15 protein-coding genes and 1 other annotated feature are annotated in these 23,743 nt (G+C 32.3%); all 15 genes read right to left on the minus strand.

The window, feature by feature from the left end:
• Nucleotides 1-7,041 (minus strand): PKD domain-containing protein (locus DWX29_RS11515; protein WP_199663692.1); only part of this gene is annotated, 7,041 nt, incomplete at its 3' end.
• Between the two features lie 238 nt (nucleotides 7,042-7,279).
• Entirely contained in the window at nucleotides 7,280-8,089 is an 810-nt protein-coding gene (locus tag DWX29_RS11520; RefSeq protein WP_158574545.1) for an LPXTG cell wall anchor domain-containing protein, read from the minus strand.
• Nucleotides 8,046-8,909 carry a class C sortase gene (locus DWX29_RS11525; protein WP_117910752.1) on the minus strand — a complete coding sequence of 288 codons (864 nt, stop codon included), beginning with the start codon at nucleotides 8,907-8,909 and terminating at the stop codon, nucleotides 8,046-8,048. Before DWX29_RS11525 ends, DWX29_RS11520 begins: the two co-directional genes overlap by 44 nt.
• A gap of 246 nt (nucleotides 8,910-9,155) precedes the next feature.
• A complete protein-coding gene (locus tag DWX29_RS11530; RefSeq protein WP_118565902.1) occupies nucleotides 9,156-9,254 on the minus strand; it encodes a hypothetical protein in 99 nt (32 codons plus the stop codon).
• Nucleotides 9,233-10,711 (minus strand): SpaA isopeptide-forming pilin-related protein, encoded by a 1,479-nt coding sequence (locus tag DWX29_RS11535; RefSeq protein WP_118565903.1) that lies wholly within the window; start codon nucleotides 10,709-10,711, stop codon nucleotides 9,233-9,235. The genes DWX29_RS11530 and DWX29_RS11535 overlap by 22 nt, the downstream gene beginning before the upstream one ends.
• A gap of 128 nt (nucleotides 10,712-10,839) precedes the next feature.
• Nucleotides 10,840-12,546, minus strand: a complete 1,707-nt coding sequence (locus DWX29_RS11540) for a Cna B-type domain-containing protein (RefSeq protein ID WP_158574546.1) — start codon at nucleotides 12,544-12,546, stop codon at nucleotides 10,840-10,842.
• Between the two features lie 216 nt (nucleotides 12,547-12,762).
• A complete protein-coding gene (locus DWX29_RS11545; protein WP_147365055.1) occupies nucleotides 12,763-13,401 on the minus strand; it encodes a sortase in 639 nt (212 codons plus the stop codon).
• Nucleotides 13,402-13,438: 37 nt separating this feature from the next.
• Nucleotides 13,439-14,176: an N-acetylmuramoyl-L-alanine amidase gene (locus DWX29_RS11550; RefSeq protein ID WP_158574547.1), complete on the minus strand. Its 738-nt coding sequence runs from the start codon at nucleotides 14,174-14,176 to the stop codon at nucleotides 13,439-13,441.
• A 115-nt stretch (nucleotides 14,177-14,291) separates the two neighbouring features.
• Nucleotides 14,292-16,943 carry a TetM/TetW/TetO/TetS family tetracycline resistance ribosomal protection protein gene (locus DWX29_RS11555; RefSeq protein WP_118565907.1) on the minus strand — a complete coding sequence of 884 codons (2,652 nt, stop codon included), beginning with the start codon at nucleotides 16,941-16,943 and terminating at the stop codon, nucleotides 14,292-14,294.
• 78 nt (nucleotides 16,944-17,021) lie between these two features.
• Entirely contained in the window at nucleotides 17,022-17,885 is an 864-nt protein-coding gene (rsmA, locus tag DWX29_RS11560; protein WP_118565908.1) for a 16S rRNA (adenine(1518)-N(6)/adenine(1519)-N(6))-dimethyltransferase RsmA, read from the minus strand.
• Between the two features lie 16 nt (nucleotides 17,886-17,901).
• Nucleotides 17,902-18,690 (minus strand): TatD family hydrolase, encoded by a 789-nt coding sequence (locus DWX29_RS11565; RefSeq protein WP_022089426.1) that lies wholly within the window; start codon nucleotides 18,688-18,690, stop codon nucleotides 17,902-17,904.
• A 446-nt stretch (nucleotides 18,691-19,136) separates the two neighbouring features.
• Complete coding sequence (locus DWX29_RS11570; RefSeq protein WP_118565909.1) at nucleotides 19,137-19,556, minus strand: hypothetical protein; 420 nt, start codon at nucleotides 19,554-19,556, stop codon at nucleotides 19,137-19,139.
• Nucleotides 19,557-19,684: 128 nt separating this feature from the next.
• The gene (gene metG, locus DWX29_RS11575) at nucleotides 19,685-21,637 is read right to left on the minus strand and encodes a methionine--tRNA ligase (RefSeq protein WP_118565910.1); all 1,953 of its coding nucleotides are present in this window, start codon (nucleotides 21,635-21,637) and stop codon (nucleotides 19,685-19,687) included.
• A 138-nt stretch (nucleotides 21,638-21,775) separates the two neighbouring features.
• Nucleotides 21,776-22,051: a binding site (T-box leader), on the minus strand.
• A 102-nt stretch (nucleotides 22,052-22,153) separates the two neighbouring features.
• Nucleotides 22,154-22,360, minus strand: a complete 207-nt coding sequence (locus DWX29_RS11580) for a hypothetical protein (RefSeq protein ID WP_158574548.1) — start codon at nucleotides 22,358-22,360, stop codon at nucleotides 22,154-22,156.
• 128 nt (nucleotides 22,361-22,488) lie between these two features.
• Nucleotides 22,489-23,724, minus strand: coding sequence for a pitrilysin family protein (locus DWX29_RS11585; RefSeq protein WP_117910738.1), 1,236 nt, complete (start codon nucleotides 23,722-23,724; stop codon nucleotides 22,489-22,491).
• Nucleotides 23,725-23,743 lie beyond the last annotated feature (19 nt).

Here is a 23,743-nt window from a genome sequence, read left to right on the forward strand (position 1 = left end):
ATCATATGTGTATGTGGTCTTTTTATCGCCGTCTGTAACTTCCGTTACATTTTTATTTCCATCATATGCGTAGCTTACATATTTGCCGTCAGTATATGTAATTCCTGTCTTGTTTCCTTCATTATCATAACTGTACTTTACTGTTTTCCCATTTTCGTAGTTTGTTTCTATTATTCTGTCAAGTTCATCCCTTACATATGATATTGTTCCACTAGCCGTTGACATTGCTGTCTGATAGTCGTTTTTATTATATTCATATGTTGTGGTCTTTCCGTCTACTGTTTTTTTAGTACAGTTATTAACGGCATCATAACTGTATGATGTTACGACTTTTCCACTGTTATTTTTTACCGTTACAAGGTTTCCATTTAAGTCATATTCATAACTTTCCTTTTTGCCCAAGGCATCTGTTTTACATATAAGGTTATTATTTCCATCATATGAATATGTTGTTACTTCATCCGCCTTGCTATTTTCCTTTTTTCTGTGAAGCGTCTTTTTTGTAAGATTTCCAACTCCATCATATTCATACTCCGTACTTATTCCATTTGCATCAACAGTTTTTGTCATTCTGTCATCTTTATTATAAATATACGTCATAGTATTGCCTTTTTTATCTGTATATGATGTTTTATTTCCGTGTACATCATATTCAAATTTTTCCATACTATTATCAGAATATGTTATTGATGTAAGTCTTCCTTCTTTGTCATATGTATACTTTTCACTGCTTCCTGTCTTTATTTTTTCTGTGCAGTTTCCTTCTTTGTCATACTTATATGTTGTGACATTTCCATTTCCATCTGTCTCTGTTTGCAGATTTCCACTTTCGTCATATGAGTACTGTGTTATGACATTATTTGCCGAAACTTTCTTTGTCATACGATTCATCGAATCATATTCCATTGTAACAGTATTATTTCGACCATCTGTTATTTTTACAATGTTTCCATTGCCATCATATTCATATGCTTGTTTTACACCCTGAGGATTTTTATATTCTGTTACGTTACCATTTGCATCATAACTCCATACAGACACATTTCCATTTGCATCTGTTTTCTTTACAGGATTGTTATTTTCATCATATTCATATAATGTAATATTTCCTTTGGCATCTTTCTCGCTTATTACATTTCCATTTGCGTCATAACTGTATTCTGTTATTTCTCCTTCAGGATTTGTAATCTTAATCAGACGATTATTTAGGTCATATGTATAATTTGTAATCTTATTATTTTCATCTGTTTTTTCTATGATGTTTCCAACACCGTCATATCTATATGATGTAATGTATCCTTCACCTGATATTGTTTCCACAATTCTTCCAAGCTTATCATATACATATTTCTTTGTTCCTATTGCATCTGTTTCTTCTGACAAAAGATTATTTTCATTATATTTCTTTGTTATGACTAAATCCTGTTTTTCGTTAACTTCAATCTGATTTCCATTTTCGTCATATTTATAAGTTGTTATGTTTCCTTCTTTATCAACATATTTACTTATTTTATTTTCTGCGTTGTATTCATACTGTTCAACGTTACCTTTTTCGTCTGTTATTTGTATAACATTACTATTTTTATCATACTTATAACTTATGGCTGTTCCATCAGGGTTTATAATTTGTGTTATGTTCCCGATAGCATCGTATGTATATTGTGTCTTTTCTTTCTGAGCATCAGTTATTAAAATAACCTGTCCATATCTATCGTATTCATATTCTGTCTTTCTGTTTTCAGGCTCTGTAATCCTTATTAAGTTGCCATCCTTATCATAATTATATGTTGTATTACCATATAATGTTTTCTTTTCAACAAGTCTGTTTTCCTTGTCATAAACATATTCTGTCGCATTTCCATTTTTATCTGTTTCTTTAATAAGGTTTAAGTTACCGTCATATTCATATCTGACACTATTTCCCAATGGGTCCGTCTGCTTTGTAACCATTCCAAGAGCATTATAAGTGTATGTTATTTTTCCTCCATTTTCGTCTGTCTCTTCAATTACCTGTCCCTTAGAATCATACTTATATTGTTTGTTTTTCTTATATGGGTCTTTGGTTTCTACCAGATTTCCTTTGAAATCATATTTATAATTCCATGAATTTCCGGATGCATCTGTTTTTGATATTACATTTCCATATTTATCATATGTATATGTCGTCTCATATCCCAAACCGTCAGTTATCTTCGTAAGATTTCCTGCTATATCATAAGTATATTTACTCTTTACGCCTAAAGCATTTGTTTTTTCTGTCTTCTTTCCCTGCTTATTATAGGTATTTAATGTTTTGTTTCCATTTTTGTCTGTCTGTGAAATAGTATATCCATTTTTATCTACTTCATATGTTGTTTCATTACCTAATGCATCTGTTTCTTTTAAAAGCTTTCCTGCTAAAGAATAAGTAAACTTTGTTTTTTCTCCATTTCCGTTAGTTTCCTCAGTTTTTCTTCCAAGTTTGTCATACTTATACTTTATTGTATTTTTGCTTCCATCACTTACTGCTGCCCTTTGAAATGAGTCTGTGTATGAATAGCTTATTACATTTCCCTGTCCACTTTTTTCTCTTATTACATTTCCAAATGAATCGTATGTATAAGTTACACTATTCCCTAATCCATCAGTTTCCTTTATAAGATTTCCTCTGGTATTATATTCATAATTTGTTACTGAATCTATTGCATTTCTGTAAGTTATGACTTTACCTTTGGAATTATACTTATATGATTCTGATGTATTATCAGGATATACAATATTAGTAACATTTCCATAAATATCATATGAATATGTTGTTGTTCCATAACTATCTGTTTTTTCAACTAATTGTCCAAAAGCATTATATTCATATGTTGTTGTATCCTGTTCTACATCTTCTATTATGTAAAAATCCTCATTATACTTTATTGTGTGAACATTTCCACTCTCACTTTTACAACTGTTTTCTCTTTTTTCATCGTCATATGTAAATGTATATTCTCCGGAATCAGCAACCTTTTGTTTTATAACTCTTCCTATGCTGTCATATTCATTTTTTACATATTCGTTTCCTTCATAATCAGTCATTAATGTTAAGTTGTTATTCTCATTGTATTCATATGCGCAACTGTCACCATCTGCATTCGTTACCTTCACAAGATTTCCTGATTTGTATTCGTATTTAACTTCTATTCCATTTATAGATGCATTAACAATATAATTTCCTTCCCAACTGTATTTTAAAATTCCCGCATTACTTTTTATCTGAGTCAATTTATTGTTATCATAACTGAAATTAGTAACCCATCCATCTTCTTCGGTAATTTTTATTAATTTTCCTTCTTTGTCAAACTGATATTCTTTTCCTTTTTCTTTATAAAAATATATATCTTCATTTTTTATAAGTTCCTTCTGATTATCTGTCTGGCATGTATACTCACCTGTTCCATCATCCTTAAATACAATTTGTCCGCCTGTAGGTATATAAATAATTACGCAGTTATCTTCATATACTGCCCTGTAATCATATTCGTTACTCCAGCCATTTCCAAAACCTGTATTTGTATTAAAATTTCCTGAGTTATAATATCTTTTTACCGGAATGCTATACTTTGCAACACTCTCTAAATCAGTGTATGTGTAATTAAACTCTCCTGTAAGCAAATCTACAGGATCTCCATCATTTGCATTAACACCATTTGTTTTATCAACATATCCTTTTAATTGAATTGGATTTAGTTTCACATGCACTTCATATGGTATTGATGCATTACTTCCCGGCAAAGTTTTCATAATCATGCTTATAAGTTCGTAATATGCTTCATCTCCATTTTTGTCCTTAAACTGTATCTGAGTTGTATATTTTATTGTAATTTTTTCACCCGGTGCTAACTCATCTACCTTCTTATAGGTATTTTTTGCACAATCGACAAACACTCTCCCATCATTTGAATACTGCTTTTCGCTGTCAAAATATAACTGCATTCCGTTAATTGTTTTGTTAGATGTATTTGTATATGTATATGTTATTGTGTACAAATCTCCTGTATATGTATATTTATTTACATACACATCAAGCTTTAATGAGCTTCCTGCTATTACCCACAAACTTTCCCTACAGGCATAATCATATCTAAATTGATATGGTTCTACTTCTCCTTTATCATCTTTCATTTCACCTTCAACTGTTACACTTATTTTGTATTCTCCGTCTTTGTCCCCTCGTACATACCAGTTTACAGCTTTGTTTTCTCCACTTTCAATTTTTCCAATCTCTTTCTTTTCGCTATTATCTTCACCTGCAGCCATTGCTGCTAATGAAAGTCCTTCCGGTAAATTAATTTTTGCATTGCAATTATCTACATATTCACATTTAGAATTATTAACAACCAGTACCTGAACGTCAAACATATCCTTCAACCACTTAGTCGTTCCATCTACAACTAAATAATATACTGTACCATTTCCGTCTGCCTTTATTGGTTCTATATAAAAATTTTCTTCTCTTGATGAAGCAGCTTCACCTCCACCTTTATTTTCATTTTTAACAATATCTCCTTTTTCATTTACATAGAAATTAACAGGAAAAGTCATTTTGTTAAATACCAATTTAGTTGAATATTTAAATATTTTTTTGTTTTCATCACTATCTGTATCAATTCCTGCTTCTACTATTTCACTATACGACATTTCTTTATAACTTACATCTGCCTGTATTGTGTCTTTAGAACTTAAATACAGATTTATTTTCTTTGATGTTTCACCCATATTAAGGCTTGTCGCCCTGCTATAATATCCGTTTGCATAAGCAACAATTGAATAACTCTCATTTCCTTTTAAATAGTAATTATACTTTCCATTATTAGCTGTTTTTCCTGAACTGATTATTTCGTTTTTACTATTTACAATATAAACCTCAGCATTACCTATAGGTGCTTCTGTATTTGTATCCGTAACAGTTAATCCTAACTGATACATTCCCTCTGCCGTTCCATCCGCTGTTATTTTTAATTTTTTTGTATTAGTCTGTCCTTTTGTATCGGTTACTGTCAACAATACTATGTAATCACCTGGCTGAAGATATTCATGCTTTACTGTTTTCCCCGTTTTTTGTGTTCCATCTCCAAAATCCCATGAATATTTTACAATTCCCCTATCATCCATAGACTTATCGGCACTAAATGTATATTTTTGTGCTATATGAATCTTTTTATGTTCAAATGTAATTACTGCAGTAGGTGCTTCATCTTTATAATTAGCAGAAAATTCTATCTGCTCTACGTTTTCTTCTCCCACTTCAAAATTTACTGTTTTTGAGTTATCCTGCTCATATTTGTCTGGAACTGTTTTCTGTTTTAATTTATATTTTCCTGCAACAAGATTGTCTATAACGATTTTTCCGTTTTCGTCACTTGCTTCTGTAGTTCCTAAATATTTATTACTATCATCATCTTTATATAGGGCAAGTTCCATTCCCTGTATGTTTTCTCCCTTTTCGTCTTTACATACTACTTCCTTTTTATATACTTTTGTTGCTATTCCTATTTCATTATTTATAGCTACCAACTTAGAATCAGCAACTAAGTTACTTGTGTTTTCCAGTTTTATTCCCTCATCGGAAACAAGCTTATATGCCAGACTTTCGCCCAATACATTTGTAAATTCAGCTACTTTTCTAAATTCATTTTCATTTTTTTCATCTGTTGTTATGTTTAACGCACTTTGTTTATCCATGTGATAAAGTAATTCTTTATCAATAGTTATATATTTATCCTTAATTAAATGTATATTTCCATTTATCTGAACGTTTTCCTTTAATTCCAATGTACCATTTTGTAAAATGGCATTTCCCATATTTATTTTACCATTTTTATCATTTACAACATTTCCACTAATTTCGACATCATCCATAACAATATTTCCATCATTATAGATTGCCCCACCTCTATTGGATGTATTATTTTTTATTTCACATTGCTCAATATTTACGTTAGAATTTCCCTGTACATAAATTCCTCCGCCTCTGTTTGCCTTATTGTTTTCTATTATATTTTTATTTGTTTCTATTTTCCCAAATTCAGTATTATATGTTCCGGGCTTTAAGAAACTGACATTGTTTCCGGCAATATATACATTTCCATTATTTACCGAGTTATTATTTACATTTAATCCTGCTATAATTGTTTTTCCTTTACCCGTAATAGTAATCGCACCACTTACGTTTTTACTTACATTTTTGACTTCCGTGTTATAAATTGAACAGTTACCTGAATTATTTAAATAAATAGCATTTCCATTCCAATTTGCATAATTTCCGTCAAACAGACAGTCTTTCATATAGACTATGCCTCCACCAACTAAACCACAGGCAACAGCTCCACCGTACCATTTACAGCCATTGTTTATGAAAGTTGTTCCTTCTATGTATGCCGTTCCTGATGCATACAGTCCTCCTCCATAATAACTTCCCCAGTTGTTTCTTACTACTCCGCCTTTTACATGTGATAATCCCTCAATGCTTATAGCACCTCCATATCCTCCCCATGTTATGTTGCTATTTTCTGAAATTTCGGATGCATTATCCATGTTTAGCTTTGCCGAATTAAGAATTATTGTCGAGCTGTTTGAACTAAAATTTTTAATTGTTGCATTATTGAGGTTTATTTCCCCTCTTACATAAAAAGGTGTTTTACCATATTCAGCTTTTATATCTGTTCCGTCAATATCTATATTTTTTAAGTTTAACACTCCACCTTTTTTTATATCTATAAATCTAGATGTTTCCTTAACATTTATTGTTACATGTTCCTGTCCTTCAATTGTTAATTTTTGATTTTCATTTATCTGTATAAATTCATTTGCTTCAATGTCCTGTAATATAGTTACTACACCGTCACCATCATTTGTACTTAAAGCCTCATTTACAGCTTCTTTTAAAGTATCAAAATACTTATCATTGCACCTGATTACTCCTGTATCTGCGAATGCCTCTTTACTTATTCCTCCCGCAACAATTGTCATTACCAGCATTATTGCAATTAATTTTTGTGTTATTTTTTTCATGTCCTTCTCCTTTTGTTTGATTTTAAATGTAGAATGAATAAAATTTATCATATCGGTTAATCGAATAAAAAAAGCACCACTTTGTAAAAAGTGATGCTAAACCATACATTATTATTCAAATTTCCCCTAATACATTCAGTTTTTCTCACCCATTACATTTTGTTTTGAAACGATTTTATCTTATTTGTCGCAAAATGTAAAGTGAAAGTTTTCGACCTTTTTCGACCGTGCACAAATTTCACCTATTCCTTTTAATAACCACCACACCTCCTGCAATCATTACCAACCCAACTGTTGCCAATATGACTGCTATAGCTCTGTCCTGACCTGTTTGTGGAAGTTTGTTGTCATATTTAGCTGTTGTTGTTTGATCATTTTCTTTGCTTTGCTTTTCAGATGTATTTCCTTTGTTTTTTCTTTTACGCTCATCTTTTTTACTTTCCTGTTCTTTGCTTTCTATGTTTTTTGATATACTTTTAGGTTCCACATCTATGCTTTGTTGTAATTCATTATTGTCATTTATATATGGAATTGCAATTATCTGCGGAACAAATTCATACATTTTATCCTGTTCCACACAAGCATCAATAAGCATTAAATACATACCATCTTTTGCTTTTTCATATTTCATTTTTCCCTGTTCATTTGTTGTTCCTACATAATCTGCCGTTATTCCATCTAAGCTAATATATCCCGAAATGGTATTTGCTATTTTACTTAGGTCGGAATTATTTTTTATGTCATTTACTTCAATCGTATATTTAGCAAATGCCCTTAAAAGAACATATTCGTCTTTTTCATTTTTGTCTGCAATTTTATAAATTCTAACTTCTCTATCTGCAAATATGATATTTTCATTTTTTAGAACAATATTTATTTCATATTGATGATTCTCAACCTGAGATGCTTTTACTTTATTATTTGATATAATTCCAACCTGCATAACAGCCATAATCATCATTAATGCCATTACAATTTTCTTATATGCTTTAGTTTTTAAATTTTTATACGCACAAATTATTGTGTTTTTTATTGTTTTCTCTCTCATATTCATACACCCTCTTTCCTTTATTTACGCACACTGCAAATGTTATTACAAATAATGTCATTATAATCAACACCAAAGCCAGTGCTATTATTACTACTTTCCACGGATTTACTTTTTGTTCATTGTCTGATTTTTCTGCTTTATCTTCGTCTATTCGTATTCCTTTTACCAATAGTCTGTGTGTATTAACAGCATATGGCGTACATGTAACCAGAGTCACATAATCTTTATCTTTTTCAATACTTAATTTTGAAATGTCTTCAGGTTTTACTACTGAAATTTCTTCCACCTGGTAAAATAATTTTTTATTTAATACTGTAATTTGAAATTTGTCACCAATTTCCATTTTATCCAAATCAGTAAATAATTTTGCATTTGGCAACCCTCTGTGAGCTACAAGTACGGCGTGTGTACTTTCTCCTCCTACAGGTAAAGATGAACTTTCCAAATGCCCTACATATTTACTTAGTACTTCATCTGTAGTCCCATGCTTTATTGGAATTTTCACCTTAATCTTTGGTATGGAAATATAACCCATACTTCCTGAATCGTCTACATTTAAAATGTCGGCATATTTATTTTCTTCTTGGTTTTTATATTCCACATTATCTTTCGTCAGATTTTCATTATATAAATTAGCCTCATTTAATATACTTTCTGACTTTTTATTCTCCATTTTTTTCATTAGTTCATCATATTGTTCAGTCGCTTTTGTTGCGTCCATTTGGTTTACATAACTACTAACTACCGGATATAGTAACACGGAGAAACCTATCAAAAAAATTATAACTAATACTGTCGTTGTCGTTTTTCTTTTCATAACTATCTCCCTATTGCCATTTTTAGTTTATTTGGGAGTCAAAAGTTAAAGGCTTTAATCTTTATATGCAAGATTAGCTTTATAGTTAAACTTATAGAGGATTCGAACCGATACAAACTTATAATCTTTATATGAAAGATTACCTTTAACCTTTGCCCCAATATTTATCTTTGGTTTATTTTCAATATTCTATAGTTCAAAATTTTTCATATGAAATTTAAAAAATATATTTTGGGAAACAGTTTATTATCTTTCTTTTACAGTTTTTCTTCTAATTACATAAACACCTGTCGCAGCACCTAACATAATTATTAATCCGCCTGCTACAAATAATGCTGTTCCCATTCCACCTGCAGTTGGAAGTGTTGCTCCTTTTTTTTTTCAACTGTAACCTTTTTGTATCCGTTTTCTTTTTCTATATCTGTTGTAATTTCTGTTTTGTCGGCTGTGATTGTGTATATTCCACTGGCTGCATTTACAACAATTTCAATTGTCTCTAATAATTTTTTGTAACCTGACGGAGCCATAGTTTCTACCAAATAATATTTTCCGGCTTTTAATCCTTCAAATGAAGCAATTCCATTTTCATTAGTTACAATCTCTTTGATTGCATCACCTTTGCATTCCTTATTATCGTATAACTTAAACTTTGCATTCTTAAGTTTTACAGCATTATTATCTTTATCAATCTTTTCGATGGCTACGCCAAATGTATAAACAATTTCTTTGTCATCATCATCTCCAAATCCCGGGGTGTCCGGTGTTGGTCTGTCAGAATCTTCAGAATTATATGTTGTTCCATCAAATGGAGAATTTTTGTAAACGTACTCTACAATATTTTCATTTCCAACTGCTGTTCCGACTTTAGCTTTTTCATTTAATGTTGCTTTGTATTCTACTGTCACAGTTGTATACGTTTTAATTTTTCCGTAGTTTAAATCTACATAAAATTTCTGACCCTCTTCTTTTATTGTGTACTGATTACCACTTGTTAAATTTTTTGAATTTTCTCCATTTTCACCTTTAACTACAATAGAATTTAAATCTAAAGTAAGTCCTTCTGAGAGTTCATCGCCTAAATATAATGTAGTATCTGTTGCGCCTTCCGGATAAATGGGAACTGCTGCACTTAATTTATATGTGATAACATCCCCTACACTTGCTGTCTGTCTGTTTCCATCAGTCGCAGTGCCATTTATAATATCTTTTTCTACAGTAGGCTTACTTACCTTCATTTTTACCGAATACTGTTCATATATTTTATATTCATCATTTTCAACAAATGGCTCAACCTCTGCTGTAACAGCCTGATAAATGTATGCCCCGTTTGTGTTTCCACTTCCAACAATAATGTACTGCCCCATTGCTACAGCTTCAAATTCAGCTTTTTCTTCATTTGAAATGTTTGTAGATACATATTCAGGGTTAACACTATTTGTTCTTACATAAGAAACAAATTTTCCTAACACTTCTTTTAATTTTGTTTCATTTAATTTAACGTAATCATCTACTGTCATTGTTTTGTATTCTGTATTTGCAGCCGTAAACTGTTCAAATGTCGCCGTAAAATTTCGGTTTATTGTATTTGTATTTTTGTCATAAATGGTTTCAACTACTTTATATGCATTTAACACATCATTTTCATTTCCTGTTAAAACATTTATCTTTACTGTTTCTCCTCCATTTACAACATTAGCTTTTGTACCGTCTGTCTTTGTTGTTGTGGCAAATACAGCTACATTTAATGCAACCATAATAGAAAATGCCATTACAACTGCTAAAAGTTTTGATACTTTTTTCATTTAATGCTCCTTTTTTATTTATTTGTAATCACATTTGTTTTTTATAAATTCAAATGTGGTACATGCTTTTTGCTTTAGAAAGTTTTCATATATTCTATTCTTACTTTCCATCATTCTATTAGAAAATTTTATTTTATTTTCTGCAAACAACCAACTAAAACACTTACGGCACACAACATAATTATTAGGCCGATTTTTACAAACGGTTCACTTCCTGCGCCTCCGGCATCCGGCAATTCATATATTTTTGTGTTTGTTATTGTATAAGTTGTGCTTGCATTTTTTGTTGCAGTAGCCTGATTTGTTTTTGATGTAAATTCTGAAGCAAATCCCGCAACACTAATTTCTTTTACACTATAGGTAAACTGATTTCCTATTGTATCTCTTGTAAGCAGCCCTTCTACGGATTCTTTCCATCCGTTTTCTTTTTTAACTGTAACTGTGTTAAAATATTCTGTTTTTTCTTCTGTGGAATCTTTATATTTGATTGTTCGATAAATTTCTACTTCTATGGAATCCGGAATCTGCTCCGTTCCTTTCCATTTTTTATATATATTTAAATCTATTAACGGTCTGTCAATTTTACTTCCAAGAGGTGTCGTGCTAAATGATGCCCACACCTGATTTGTTCTTGGAACTCCTCCGTTGTCCGGATACCTCATAAAATTTCCCAATGTAAAACTAAATGCATTTGAAGCCGATTGCGGCATTATTGTAACTGAATTCTGAAGCCAGTTATCAGGCACTCCGAATGTGCTGTCATAAATATCTCCGCTCCACACATTTGTACCACCATTATAACCGTACTGTGTTCCAAATCTGTTTCCGCTGCCTTTATACATTCCTACAATATTACTGCTCCATGGAATGGTATTTGAAAATTTTCCTGAATAAACATATGCTTTTACATTCTGCGGATTTTGTGGCACTACATATTCCGGTCCATAATATGCTGCCGGATTTTCCCCTTCCTGAACATCCGCCGGGTTAAGAGAATTTATTGTGTAATAATCAGCAACCGGACTGTCAACTGTTCCTATGTCATTTAGAACAATTTTTTCTCCAAACGTTCCATCTGTGTTTAAATAATAAAATTCCAAATCAACATGAAATTCTTTCACATTTTGCCATACCCAGCCACTATATAGCGATTTACTTATTTGAATTGTCGGATAATATGAATATGGTCCATAGTTATTTTTACCCCAATTCCATCCTTCTCCCACATTTCCTATATCTGTTGCATTTTTTGAAGTTCTGTTTTTAAATGGTGTAACTTTTATATTTGCGTAAGCTCCTACCGGCTTTCCATCGTATGTTCCAACTTCAAAATATTTGACTTTAAAATTCATTGTAGTTGTTTCTAAATCCAAATCTTTATTTTTCCATCCCGCATTCATATCTGTCTTGTAATTGTTTGCATCAGGATTAGAACCTTTACATTGAATCGCTATCCCATTGTATTTATTACTAAATGAAGCGTATATTCCTTTTATCGCTCCATTCCATGTCCCATTCCATACATCGCCTTTCATACTTTCGCGACTTACGTCCTGATAAGCTCTGACTCCTTCTCCTGCCTCAACAATTTTTGCATTTCCATCAATATCTTTGACCTGAAGTCGATTGTACGGAAATACTTTGTCAGTTGATACTATCGTAGCGTCCGGCACAGGAATATCATTTGCCGCAAAATTTACTATAGACTCGGTTTTCTGACTGTTATTCACATCTGCATTTAGCATAACTGCTTCGCCTGCAAATGTCGTAGCACATATTAAACACATGCTTACTACTGCTATTATTTTTTTACTTTTTTGGATTATTTTTTTCATGATCATATCTCTCCCACTTTTATATTTGGCAATTGTATTTTCAATTAGATTTTGTCTTGTTTTTCTCTGCTTGTTATCATATGAAGCATTATTGCCAAATATTCCAAATTTAATTCCATAAAGTGGGATTTTTGCGAATGGGGATTATGAGATGGAATGCCTAGCACGGAACAATCCGTAGGCATCAAAGTCGTGGGGGCTTTTGAATCCGACATCTTATTTTATAATATTTACATCTTTACATCTCACAACAACTCTTGCCTGTCCATTAAATGTACATGTAAACAAGGTCAAATCATATTCCGTACTTATTACTTTTTCGACCTGTGTGGGCAATAAATTTTCCACACTTTCTACTTTATAGGAAAACGTGGAGTCGTTTGCGGATTTATATATAATTTCATCGCCTTTTCGCAAATATTTTATTTTTCCAAAATGCGTTGAATAATTGTGTGCAGCTAAAACAAATCCTGCGTTGCCCACACTTCCACTATATACGCACGGAGTTTTCTTTAACTGTTCGTATGACCATTTTTCATTTATTGGGAGTTTGATTTTTAGAGACGGAATAATTAATATTCCTACATATTTTTCACTTGAAAATTCTATGAATTTATCAGATTCAGAGTAACTATCTGTCAGATTAGATTTATTATCGCAATATCCAGATTCATTATTTTTGTTTTCCATATAGTTGATTATTTTTTCAGAAGATATACCTGCATTTCGATTTTCTATAGTATTTTTAATTGTCAGGGTGCCTGCTGTTCCAAGCAAAATGCACCCCATGACAATTGTAATTTTTACTATAAATGTTTTTGGCTTTTTTAAATTTTTTCCTTTTTTTAATTTCATTTTATTTTTGCCTGCAACTTTTTTAACATTTTTCAATTTATTTCTTCAAATATTCTTCGATTCCTTTACATATCAGACCTGCCATTCTTTTTTGATAATCGTCTGACGACAAATTATTTGCATCGTCCCAATTGCTTAAGAATCCACATTCCACTATTATTGTAGGGCATTTTGTATGTAACAGCATATAATAACTGGTGTTTTCCTTGATTTCTTTTTTATTGTTTATATTTATATTATCGTTTAATATTGCCTGCATTATTTTCGCCAGTTCCGTACCACCTGCAGAATTTCGATAATAAAATACCTGCGCTCCTTTTACATTTTCCGAAGTAAAACTATTTTGATGAACGCTTACAACTATTGTTTTTTCATTTTCCAAATACTCTTTATTTATTATTTCACAGCGTTTTTCCATATCGGCCCTTTTTTTATTTCCATCCGATTCCTGATAAAGTCCGGTATCACTTTCCCTTGTAAGCACAACCTTTGCCCCTGTGTTTTTTAAAATTTCTTCTATGTACAGGCTTATGGATAGGTTAATATTTTTTTCAAGTGCATCATTTATACCTATTTTCCCGGGGTCAATTCCTCCATGCCCCGGGTCAATAACTATTGTGTAACCACTAAATGGTTTATGCTCTTGTTTCTTAGTTTCTTTATTATCGCTTTCCACGATTTTTTCCATATTACAAGCAATCATAGTAATCGACATCAGCAAAAGAAATGCCATAACTGCTTCAATTTTTATATTTCTTTTTAGTATTTCGTACATATTTGTAAAACTCGTTTTCATCCAATTAATTATATTCGTCATTTACTCTTTTCCGAATTATTCAATTCGATATTTGACTTTATACAAATATATGCAGTTAGCGATTAAAATATGATTATTTATTAATCAATTCATCCAAATAATTCTTTTCTATCTTCTGAGATGATTTGTATTGTCTTAAGCCTGCTTCATGCACAGCCATAACATCCTGAAGTAATTCATTTGATGACATACGAACTGCTCCCCTGCTCAACACAATCATTTGCTCAAGTCTGTCTGAGGTTGCAACCGTAACCTGATATTTTTTCCCGATTTCATTGGTTACTTTTTCAATATACGTATCTGCAGTTTCCGCTTCTTTTGTATAAACAACATTTATATTGTTGTATTTTGAAACCTCTCCTATGTTGCCCTTAACTTTATATGCATCAAATACAAGTATTAACTCACATTGCTTGTATCCCTGATAATTACTCATAATATCCATAAGTTTAAGTCTTGCCCCATCCAGATTGACCTGTGCAAGTTCATTTAATTCTTTCCATGCAAATATTACATTGTAGCCATCGACAAGCAAATATTTTTTCTCATTTTTTTTATTTTTATTTTCCTTATAAACATATTTCTTCTGTGTTTTCTTTCCACTTCCCTGATTATCTGTATAACCAAATCCTGATTCATTTGCCAAACGTCTTTTAACCGGACCAAACTGTTTTTCAAATATCGCCTGTAATTCTTTGTCCTCTGCATAACTTGCACCCATTTGCCACTTTTTCCCTGGTTCAGGCTGTTTTACCGGTACAAATTTTTCCGGTTCTTCATAATCATTATCTTTTAAGTTATCAGTTGTTACATGTGCATAATCCTTTACTTTATCCCATTCAACATTAAATCCTGCACCATGAGCACAAAATACTGAGCCTGTTGGATTTTCCACATCTCGCTCACTGTCATAATTAATATCCATAATGACTTCCGACGCATTGTGACAAGGCATATAACCCGCCAATTTGCAATACAACCTTCCACGCCCTCTTGTATAAGTATTTACGGTTGTAATGTATCCGCTCATAGTTGATACAGGTGCATACCCTGTAATCTCCGTAACCTCATCATTTGTCTTCGGTGTCTCAAATTCCCCTTTCATCTGGCTTATGTCATTCATCGCCCTGCCCACATTTTCCGTAGGCACTTCCAATGTAAATTCATAATATGGCTCAAGCAAAACACTTTCTGCCTGTTTCAGACCATTTCGCACTGCCCTATAAGTTGCCTGTCTGAAATCTCCACCTTCAGTATGTTTTGCATGTGCTCTGCCACCAATAAGTGTTATTTTCATATCTGTAATGTGCGAGCCTGTAAGAACACCAATATGCTGCTTTTCATACAAATGCGTAAGTATTAATCTTTGCCAGTTTTTATCCAAATCATCTTCCTTACATGCAGTTTCAAACACCATCCCGCTCCCCGGTTCTCCCGGCTCAAGAAGCAAATGTACTTCCGCATAATGTCTAAGCGGTTCAAAATGTCCTATTCCTTCCACCTTATTTTTAATGGTTTCCTTATACACAATGCTACCCTGTCCAAATGTCACATCTATATCAAATCTTTCCTTTATAAGACTCTGTAAAATTTCAATCTGAACATCTCCCATAAGTCTTGCATGAATTTCTTTCAAATTTTCATTCCACACAATATCAAGCTGCGGGTCTTCCTCTTCTAACTGCTTTAATTTGTTAAATGTATTATGAGCATCGCATCCTTCAGGCAAAATAATCTGGTAAGTCAAAACAGGTTCTAATACAGGAATACTCTCACCTTCCTGATCTCCGATTCCCTGTCCCGGTCTTGTATTTTCGAGTCCTGTTACAGCACACACTTCGCCTGCTTTTACGCTGTCTTTTGTCTCAAATTTGTTTCCTGAATAAATTCTAATCTGATTAACCTTTTCATCATTGATTACATCTTTAACTTTAAGTACTCCGCCTGTAACCTTCATATGTGTAAGTCTGTTTCCCTGACTGTCTCTTGATATTTTATATACCCTTGCTCCAAATTCATCCGGATAACTTTTATTCTGAGTAAGATTAGCCATTGCATTTAATAAAAGTTCAATGCCATCAAGCTTTAAAGCTGAACCAAAAAAGCATGGAAATACCTTTCTTTCTGCAATAAGATTAGTTATTTCCTCATTTGATATTTCACCTGTATCCATATAATTTTCAAGGGCATTTTCATCACATGTTGCAACATTTTCAAGAAAATTATCATCTGACTTCTCATAATCAGAAAAATCTACGCAATTTGTATCTAGTCTTGATTTCAAATTCTCCATTATATGATTTTTATCGCTACCTGCTAAATCCATTTTATTAACAAATATAAATGTAGGGATGTTGTATCTTTTTAAAAGTTTCCACAAAGTTTCTGTATGCCCCTGAACTCCATCACTTCCGCTGACAACTAAGATTCCATAATCAAGAACCTGTAGTGTTCTTTCCATTTCCGCAGAAAAATCCACATGCCCCGGAGTATCAAGCAAAGTCATGTTTATTTCTTCATTTTCATTTTTCCACTTTAGCTGTGCCTGCTTTGAAAATATTGTAATTCCGCGCTCACGCTCAAGGGAATATGTATCCAAAAATGCATCTTTATGGTCAACTCTTCCTAATTTTCTTATGTTTCCTGTTGTATATAACAAAGCCTCTGACAATGTAGTTTTTCCTGCATCTACATGTGCCAAAATTCCTAATATCAATTGTTTCATACGCCTGTTTCTCCTCTATATATCAAAATAAGTCAAGAACTCTGTTCTTCACATCATTCCTGACTTGATTTTTCATTATTATTTACTGTTTAGTATATCTGTTAATTTTGCAAATTCTTCCAGCGTAAACGCTTCACCTCTTACGCTTTCTGATTTGCCCATTGAAACAAGTGCCTCTGTAACCTGTTCTCTTGTAAAATTTAATTCCGGTGAGTTTTTCAATCCGTTAGCCAATGTTTTACGTCTCTGATTAAATGAAGCACGTATAATCTTAAACATTAGTTTCTCATTGCTTACTTTTACCTGAGTATCTTTGTGTCTTGTAAGTTTTATAACTGCAGAATCTACATTTGGCTTTGGCATAAAACATGATGCCGGAACCTTTAATACTATATCTGCTGTTGCATAATACTGAACGGCTAATGATAAAGCTCCATAATCCTTTGAACCGGGACCCGTCTTCATTCTGTCTGCCACTTCCTTTTGAACCATAATTGTAATGCTGTCAATTGGCACTCCACTTTCAAACAATCCCATTATGATAGGAGTTGTTATATAATAAGGCAAATTTGCAACAACCTTAATTGGCTTTCCGTCATTTCTTTCTTCTGCCAATTTCTTAATATCCACTTTTAAGACGTCTTCATTAATTACTTCTACGTTATCATATTCGCTTAAAGTATCCTGAAGTATCGGAATAAGTGACTTATCAATTTCCACTGCAACTACTTCTCTTGCATTTTCGCACAAATACTGTGTCATTGTTCCTATTCCCGGACCAATTTCTAATACAAAATCTTCTTTTGTAATATTTGCAGCACTTACAATATTTTCTAATATATTAGAATCAATTAAAAAATTCTGTCCGAATCTCTTTTGAAATGCAAATCCATATTTATTTATTACTTCTAATGTTGCTTTCGGGCTTCCTAAATATGCCATTATTTTTCCTCATTTTCTATATTAATCTGTCTACATCATCTAATCCGATGCCATATATTTTCTTTGCATTATTGCTTGTAATCTCTACAACTTCGTCAGGAGTTATTCCCTTTATTTCAGAAATTGCACTAACAATATACGGAATATTCAATGATGAATTTCTCTTTCCTCTGTTCGGTTCAGGTGATAAATATGGGCAGTCTGTTTCTAATACTAAATTTTCCATTGGGGCATATTCAACTACTTCACGTAATTTTCTCGCATTCTTAAATGTTATTACGCCTCCGATTCCTAAATAGAATCCCATATCAATGTATTCACGTGCCATTTCTTTTTCATATGAAAAGCAATGAACGATTCCTCCGATTTCTTCTGCCTTTGAAGCCTTCATAACATCTAAAGTATCTTTAGCTGCCTCTCTGCTATGAACAATTATTGGAAGTTCTGCTTCTCTTGCAAGTTCCATCTGCTTTTCAAACCAGGCAATCTGTTCATCTCTGTTATCATTCCAATGATAATCAAGTCCTATTTCTCCCACTGCAACAATCTTAGGCTTATAAATTGCGTGTTTCAACCAGTCAAAATCCTCATCTGTAAGACTTGCAACTTCGTCGGGATGAACTCCAAGCGCCCCATATACATTAGGGAATCTTCTTGTAAGACCAACTGTTGTTTTGCATGATGCAATGCTTGCTCCCACATTTACAATATATTCAATTCCTCTGTTTTGCATAGAATCTAAGAGCTTCTCTCTATCTTTATCAAATGCTTCGTCATCATAATGTGCGTGTGTATCAATTATCATGATTCTTCCTCCACTCGTTGATTATCTTCAATTTATAATCTTAATTTTGCAATCATCTTTTGCAGTGTCACTCTAAAAAATCTGTAGGCATCAAAGTCAGGTGCTTTTGACCCCAACATTATATTTATAAAATCCATCTTTTTCCCGTAACATATCCTCACTCATTATACTCGAATAAAGAGTTGCTTGCAACACTTCGAATGCGTTTCAATACACGAAAAAAACAAGACCTTTGACGTACTTTTATTAAATTAAACCGGATTATGCATCGCCTCTTAATTTAATAATTTCCGTCAAAGGTCTCTTTTAATTTACTTTATTATTCATCATCGCCAGGTCTTTGTGTCCACCAGCAGGCTACTCCTGCTGCAACACATACAACAGCTAAAATAATAGCTACTATATTCATTGCCATAACACACACCTCCTATTACAAAAGATTTTATCTATGTAATAGTCAGCATTCTCTTTTTGCCATCCTGGTTGTGTATATAAACTATATTGTAATTCTTCCGTTTATCAAAAGTATATAAACCTGAAACACTCTTTACACTAACTCCTCCCGGAAATAAATTGTGTGAAAATATTGCTCCATAAATAAACGGTTGCTGATATCTGTTTCTTGATTTTGCTTCTTTTGAAGTTCCATCTACAGTTCTTTTAATCTGTATTTGTGCATTTTTTTCAGGGCGCAAGCATTCATTTTTAACTCTTTTTGCTTCCTGCTTAATACTTCCTGCATAAGTATAATCATTCTGATTTACAAATGCTGTGGCAGCATAAGAAGAATAGCCTGAGCTAAAAATAATTGACAATAAAATGGCAATTGCAAATATTCTGTTTTTAATCCATTTATTTACTGTCATAACCTGCTCCCCATTAAATACATTTTAAACAAACTTTCCAACAAATATAATTTTGTCGTTAAATACAATCTAATAAACAACTTGAATAATTTTCTTTTATTCAACCATTAAACATATTCTATTATATTTTAACAGATTTCACTTCCTGCAGGCATATCTTTGTCTAATGTCATTACTGAAAGGTTTCCATCATCATCTGCTGCTGCAAGAATCATTCCCTGTGATTCTACGCCACAAAGCTTGCAAGGTTTTAAATTTGTAATAACTGCAACCTTCTTACCAACCATTTCTTCCGGTTTGTAATATTTTGCAATACCTGATACAATCTGTCGTACTTCATTTCCAATACGAATCTGTGAAACTAAAAGTTTCTTTGCCTTTGGAACCGGCTCGCATTTTAATACTTCACCAACACGAATCTGTACTTTATCAAAATCATCAATTGTGATTTCTTCTTTTGGTTCAACTTCCGGATATTTTTCTTCCGGTGCTGCTTCTGCTTTCTGTTTTGCCTGAATTTCTTCTACCTTTGGCATTACATCTTTGATGTCTAATCTTGCAAATAAGATTTCAGGTTTTTCTGTAACCTTATTTCCTGATGGATATTTTCCAAATTCAGTCATATCATCAAAGGCTCTTGCCTGTGTATTCAACTGTTCAAGAATCTTCTTTGATGTTTCAGGCATAAATGGTTCTAAAAGACTTGCTCCTATTGTAATACTTTCAATTAAATTGTAAAGAACTGTTTCAAGTCTTGCCTTCTTTTCTTCATCCTTTGCTAATGCCCAAGGCATTGTTTCATCAATGTATTTATTGCATCTCTTAAACATTGTGAAGATTTCAGTAATTGCATCTGCAACTCTTAAGTCTTCCATTTTCTTAGATGCCTTAACCTGAGTTTCAAGGACAACTTTCTTTAAGTCTTCATCAACTTCTTCTGTAACACCTGCGTTATTTACAACACCGCCAAAGTATTTATTTGACATTGAAATTGTTCTGTTTACAAGGTTTCCAAGTGTGTTTGCAAGGTCAGAATTCATTCTTTCAACCATTAATTCCCAAGTAATTGTTCCATCGTTTTCAAATGGCATTTCATGAAGAACAAAATATCTTACTGCATCTACTCCAAATAAGCTTGCAAGGTCATCAGCATAAATGATGTTTCCTTTTGACTTGCTCATTTTTTCTCCACCCTGAAGTAACCATGGATGTCCAAATATCTGCTTTGGAAGTGGAACGTCTAATGCCATTAACATAATTGGCCAGTAAATTGTATGGAATCTTAAGATATCTTTTCCAATCAAATGAAGGTCTGCCGGCCAATACTTCTTATATAATTCACCGTGATTTCCATCTACATCGTATCCAAGTCCTGTAATATAGTTTGATAATGCATCAATCCATACATAAATAACATGCTTTGGATCAAAGTCTACAGGAACACCCCATTTAAATGATGTTCTTGATACGCATAAATCCTGAAGTCCCGGAAGAAGGAAATTGTTCATCATTTCATTCTTTCTTGATTCCGGCTGAATAAATTCAGGATGTGTATTGATGTGTTCAATCAATCTGTCTGCATATTTGCTCATTCTAAAGAAATATGCTTCTTCCTTTGCAGGTGTACATTCTCTTCCACAGTCAGGACATTTGCCATCTACTAACTGTGATGTTGTAAAGAATGATTCACATGGTGTACAATACATTCCTTCGTATTCACCTTTGTAAATATCACCCTGATCATATAATTTTTTGAAAATCTTCTGAACCTGTTTTTCGTGGTCTTCATCTGTTGTTCTGATAAATTTATCATAAGATGTTCCTACCAAATCCCAAATTCGTCTGATTTCTCCTGATACTTCATCTACAAATTCCTTTGGTGTTACACCTTTTTCTGCTGCCTTTAATTCAACCTTCTGTCCATGTTCATCTGTTCCTGTCTGGAATCTTACATCATACCCCTGCTGTCTCTTATAACGTACAATGCTGTCTGCAAGGATTGCTTCGTATGTGTTTCCAATATGTGGCTTACCTGATGTGTAAGCAATGGCTGTTGTCAAATAATATGGTTTCTTTTCCATTTCAAATAAACTCCTTTTTTATTTATTCTAAAAACTCCCGAATATAGTTTCATAGGAATTGACAAAATCAACGAAAGTACAATTACGTTGCCTGTCGCCCGTAGTGGTACTAAATTAAAATAAGCACTCTCTTCTTTATGCAAAGACGAGAGTGCTTTAACTTCGTGGTACCACTTTACTTTATTCAGATATTAGTATCATTAATTACTGTATTCAAATACTATTCTTAATCCACTAACAAAACTATATCCGAATCTCATTTCACTTTAACGGGTGTATCCGTCACAGGTTTACTTTATGCTCGCCCATGCCGCTCCAAGTCCATCTTCCATAGTTCAACCTGTTGTCTGCTTTCACCTAATCAGACTCTCTGTAAACTGTATTCCCATGTACTCTTCTCTTCATTGCGTTTAATTATGCCAATTACTATGAGTGTATTATTTTTATGATTATTTGTCAATAATGAAAGCTGAATTGTCTATAGCACACGAATATCACATTATGAAATTTGTATTTCTACTCATCACTTTCTTCATCATCATCATCCATTTCTTCTATTTCTTTTATTACATCATTAATCGTATAAATAACTGACATTGCCGTTTCCTTTTTCTTATGCTCCAATAGCAGATTAATTATCATATCTTTATTGTCCTCGTTTGCAATATCATTCAAGCTGTTAACTACTGAATTTCTATTCTGATATTTTTTTGAATTTAGCATGGAAACCAAGTTATCAAAATATTCTTTCCGACCTAAGTTGTATAAAACAGCATATATGTTTATTTTTGTAAATTCTACTTTTTCATGTTTCAATCTGTAAATGTGTATAACTAACTTTCTGTTTCCTTTTATCTACCCTTTATCGGTCCCATTGCTATCAATGACATATTTTTATTTTTCAAAATTATTTCCGCCACTTTTTGCATTCTCTCATAATTAATCTTTTCATTTTCTTTTATTCGCTCATTAATTGTCAGTCCTATTTTGTTTTTTATGAAGTCATTTCCTAATTGAAAATTTAATTCTTTTGTTCCTTCTGTCCAATACCATAAGTTTTCTGTAAAAAAAGGCATATTTTTTTCTATATCTTCTTGTGAAATTACAGTTTTTAACATTTTTAGCATCTTAACAATTACATTTAAACTTAAATATAGCTGGTCTTTTTCAATAGAATAAACTATAGACCATACTGCTTTATCGCTAAATATTTCTCCATAAGAATATATATCATAAACCATTCCTCGTTTGTCTCGAATTTCCTGTTGTAAATAAGAGCCATCTCCTCCGCCAACTATACTGTTAAAAAACAAGAGTTCGTTTTCTTTTATTTGTTTTAAATCAACGTCAAAAATCAATTGCATATTTATTAAATTCCATTCTGGATAATTTTTCATTAAATAATTATGTTTTCTTTTGAATTGCCCATCATTCATATTGTTAGAATTTATTTTTTGTAAACATTCATTAATTGCAATTGCCTCAAATTTTTTGTTTATCCATATAATTTCCTCTTCGTTGATTGCCCCTGTTATAACAAGCAACATATTATCTTTGCAAAATATTTTTTTCTTATATTGGACTAATTTTTGCAAAGTAATTCTTTTTATATTAGATGCATTACCTAAAATACTATTGGACAAAGGATGTTTATTCCATATTACTCTGTCTATTATTTTTTGATTTTCATTATTATCCTCTTTCTCGCGTATTTCACTTATTACAACTTTTTTTTCACTTTTTAACTGTTCTTCTGTCCATTCGTAAGTTGTTATAATTTTTTCAAAGAGATTTAAACTTTTTTTCAGATATTTAGGTCTTACTTTTATATTAAAGCATAGCATTTCTTTATATGTTGTACCACGTAAGGTACTTCCCATTTTTTCTGCATATTCGTATATTTCTTTTTGCTTCATATTTCCCAGTTGTCTAAAATGCATATGCTCTAATAAATGTGTTATTCCATTATCGCCTTTATTCTCATATCTCGCACCTGCCTTTATATACAATCCTATTTCTATTGATTGTGCATTATCTATTGGATATTCTACTATTTTTAATCCATTATTTAATCTTTTTTCGTACATTATTTCCGCTCCTCCTTAA

The sequence above is a fragment of the Eubacterium sp. AF19-12LB genome, from assembly GCF_003479125.1.
GTDB classification, from domain to species: Bacteria; Bacillota; Clostridia; order Lachnospirales; family Lachnospiraceae; genus Eubacterium_U; species Eubacterium_U album.